The 3617-nt window shown below is 67.2% G+C and carries 3 protein-coding genes; 1 reads left to right on the top strand and 2 read right to left on the bottom strand.

Features of this window, described 5'->3' with window-relative positions; translation table 11 throughout:
- Together VIB55_RS06830 and VIB55_RS06825 are read right to left on the bottom strand one after the other, a co-directional pair.
- Positions 1-418, bottom strand: a 418-nt coding sequence (locus tag VIB55_RS06830; RefSeq protein ID WP_331875922.1) for a hypothetical protein, incomplete at its 3' end; no start/stop codon positions are given.
- 5 nt (positions 419-423) lie between these two features.
- A complete protein-coding gene (locus VIB55_RS06825; RefSeq protein WP_331875921.1) occupies positions 424-1791 on the bottom strand; it encodes a S41 family peptidase in 1368 nt (455 codons plus the stop codon).
- 652 nt (positions 1792-2443) lie between these two features.
- Here VIB55_RS06825 and VIB55_RS06820 point away from each other — a divergent pair.
- The gene (locus tag VIB55_RS06820) at positions 2444-3316 is read left to right on the top strand and encodes a hypothetical protein (RefSeq protein ID WP_331875920.1); all 873 of its coding nucleotides are present in this window, start codon (positions 2444-2446) and stop codon (positions 3314-3316) included.
- Positions 3317-3617: the final 301 nt, after the last annotated feature.

The raw sequence follows: 3617 nt of genomic DNA, 5'->3' as shown, positions 1-3617 counted from the left end.
ACCGCACGGCCGCGATGGTCGCGTACAGCATGACGCCGGCGCCCAGTTGCCAGCGGAGCTCCTCGAAGGACAGAACGAACACCTGCCAGCACCCTGTCCACATCGACTGCGCGAGCGTCCGCAGGGCCATCATCCCGCCGCACCACGCCAGCGAGTAGGCGACGGAGAGCAGCGCGTGGATGGCCAGGAACGCGCCCCGGCCGCGGCTGCCCCACGGGATCCGCGCGCACGCGTGCACCACGCCGATGCCCGCCAGCGCGGCGGGAACGGTGTTGTGCAGCGCCAGCAGCAGGGCATCCAGCGCAGTGTCGCCGCCGGCCATGACGGCGCCGAAGTACGCGGCGAACATGGGGAGCCAGGCCGCCGTGTACAGCGTCCAGCGGCGCCGGCCGGAGCCGGCGGTCAGAGCGTCCGTCATGCGATTCAGGGTGCGGGAACGCGCAGGGCCTCGGCGGCCGCGCGGAGCAGCGCGGCGCGGTCGGCGGGGGGCGCGGGGACGTCGGGCGCCACGCCGTCGCCTTCCACACGGACGCCGGCAGCGGTGCGGAAGTCCATCGCGGGATATCGAAGCCGCCACCCGGGCGCCACCATCGAGTCGGCGGAGGAAAGCATCGCTCCCGCCGTGCGCTCGCCGATCATGATGGCGCCCCGCGTTTCGCGGAGCATGGCGGCCACGGCCTCCGCGGCGCTCCCCGTGTTCGAGTCGGTCAGCACGGCGATGCGGCCCGTGTACGTCCGCGCGAGGCCGCCGCCCATGTACAGCATCCCCGCGCCCCCGGCGGATTCCACCGCGTCCGTCAGCATGGCGCCGGGCAGATCGGCGGGGAGCGCGGGCACCGTCGCGGGGTCCAGCGCGGCCGCGGTCCGCATCCCCCGGCTGTCGAACCCGCGGCGGACGACCAGGTAGCCAGCGGCCACGCGCGACGCGTGCAGGTGCTGCCCCAGGCGGTAGGCCAGGTCCACCGAGCCGCCCTCGTTCCCGCGCAGGTCGATGACGATGGCCGGCAGCCCCGCCATCTGTGCGAAGGCGCTGTCCATCCGCGCTACCTCCGGCACCAGCGCCGCCCCCGACGGGCTGAAGCTCTCGATGCGCAGGTACCCCATCGACGGCGACAGCACCTGCCAGCTAACGGACGGGGCGGATGCGGACGCCGCGCGCGGGGCCGATGTGTTCGCTGCGGCGGCCCGCGGGACGCGCGGGACGGCGGTGAAGTTCAGGTGCGAGGTGCCCAGCGCGCGAAGGAGCCCGCTGATGACGGCGTACGCCTCGCCGTCGGAGCGGGCGGCGGCGATGCGGGGGCGCGCCTCGACCACGAGCCGGGCCCAGTCCGCGCCGTTGTACCCGGGATCGTAGAAGTGCCGTTCCAGCACCGCCACAACACTGTCGAACACCGCCGTCCCGGTCAACGGCGCCAGCGTCTGGCGCGGCAGGCGCACCCCGGAAGCGGGGAGGGGCGCCTGGCCGGCGCCGCTCCAGCTGCCCCGCAGCGAATCGCCGCGAACGGCCACGTCCAGCGCGTGCTCGCGTTCCCACGCGGCCGCGCGAACCACGAACCCCGAATCCGTCCGCGCGGCGGAGGTGGGCACGATGGTTTGCACCCGCGACAGGGCGCGAGGCGTGAGCACGCCGCCGCGCTCGTCCACCGACAGCACCACCGTGAACGGCTGCGGGCCTTCCACGCGCACCAGCCAGTTGCCGGCGACCTCGGGCCGCTCCTGCGCGGGGGCGGCGGACGCCAGTGCCGGCGTGAGCAGGAGGGGGATCAGGAGACGGTTGAGAGAATGTATCATCGATCGCACGGTTGCGGGGATCGGAACAGCCACGTGTGCCAACGGTGGCGTGTGCCCGCGCCATGCTCAAGCGCTGTTCGCCCAACCGGCCGCCCGCGCACCCGAGCGGGCCGTATCGGCGCCGGATGGCGGGCGCGTCATCTCCCTGGTGCCGGAGCGGCCCGGGGACGATAGGTTGGTGGCATCGCGCCCACACGGCGGGTGCTGTTCGAAGGTGGTGGAGGGGCTAAAGGTTTATGAGCTTGGACAGCGGCTACGGAATGGGGGAGTTGGCTATTAGCAGGGCCTTTACGAGGTGAGCCATGCGTGCGGCGAGCGCGTCCTTCCTAGTGATGCGCGGGAACGGCGCCCGATGACCCGGATCGTCGCCCCGGGCTTCAGCGGCCGCCACCCAGAGCGCCGACTTCTGCGATACCCGCCGAAGCCTGCACCGGCGGTGGCGGGGTGAGAGGTGATCTCTCTCACTCAGTGAGATCTGCGACCCCGCGTAAGAGAATACTTGTCTAATGCCCTAGAAACGCTCTACTTACGAAACGGTGGAATCACGCTTGTGCTAGATTGGCAGATCAGGAGACGCACGAGTAGCGAAGTATAGGCAACGTCGAATCAATCGGGTGTAACGTCAAAAACTCTCTTCGAGCGACGGTATGCGATGAAATCCAAGCTCCTTATCGCCTCCTTTCTTATCCTCCCGGCAGCTTGCGGCGATGAACGCGGCACGACCGGAGATCCCGCTGCTCAGAGTACGTCACTTCAGCAGCCCCAGACAATTGAGGAAAACAGCCAGCTTCAACTCATTCGTGAGCCGAATGGGCTCTTGGTATACCGGTCCCGGGGACGAAACCAGCCATGCATTATTCCGGAAGACTATCGTCATGAGGCCGAAGCCCAGACGACACGCGGTGGCAGCGCTACTGCGGGTGCGAGACTGCGCGTTCTAGAGGCCAACGCCTCCGCAAAGGCTGAGCAGATCAGGACGGAACGCGAAAGCCGCGGGTTAGTTCGACCGCCCGAGGCACAAGCAGGAGCTGTGTCGGAATTCGATACTTGTCTGCAATACCTTTACGGGGCATACACGGAGGACGAGTATGGTCGCTACCTGCGCGAACGCCGCGGGATCCCTTCGGTAGCGTCTGAGCCCATACAGATAGACACGATGGCCGATCCAGACATCGACAAATGGGGAGTGCTGCTGCTACACGATCAGACCAATGAGGACTATACACAAACCATGCTGCGGGAGTTGAGTAACTATGATTTAGGCAAGCTGGACATTGTAATTCGCGGCGCTCTCCAGCCGGTTGGAAATCGGTATACCACACATAACTCCCTCATGTCTGTGGTGGTCGTAGGATATCCAGATCGCGCTTCTGCGAGCGCCGCGCTACAGCAGATGACAATAAAAGCGCCGGAGAATCCATTCGTTGCGCAGGCTAGCGTTGTGAATCTTCGCTCATTGTGCAGTTCGAATAGCTTTGCTCGCGCTGTTACTGAAATAGGAGTGCGGTTCCTGCGGTGTACCTGACTCGTTGGAGTGCGTGAGCGGTGCCATCGTCCACGCCTCTGCCGCCAGAAGACCCAGTTCGGCATGGAGCCCACGCGCTACGGCTAGGTGCCGTCGAAGTGGAGGGGTTGGACTTCACCGTCCTAGACGCGGATACCGCGAGAGGTCGGGCTGATTCGGCTATGAGCAGGGCCACGACGAGGTGAGCCAGACACTGCGGCGAGCGCGTGTGCTATCCCCGCGGCGCGCCGCTCGCAGCCCGACGACCTAGTCGTCGCTCCCGGATTCAGTTGCCGTCGCAGATCGCCGACTTCTGCGACAA

The organism is Longimicrobium sp. (assembly GCF_036554565.1).
Lineage (GTDB): Bacteria > Gemmatimonadota > Gemmatimonadetes > Longimicrobiales > Longimicrobiaceae > Longimicrobium.
The sequence above is the reverse complement of the archived record's forward strand: the minus strand, read 5'-3'. Positions and strand labels throughout refer to the sequence as shown.

What these genes read in the sequence shown, in the direction of transcription:
- VIB55_RS06825 (WP_331875921.1), bottom strand. Translation starts at nt 1,791, where the DNA reads ATGATACATTCTCTCAACCGTCTCCTGATCCCCCTCCTGCTCACGCCG.
- VIB55_RS06820 (WP_331875920.1), top strand. Translation starts at nt 2,444, where the DNA reads ATGAAATCCAAGCTCCTTATCGCCTCCTTTCTTATCCTCCCGGCAGCT.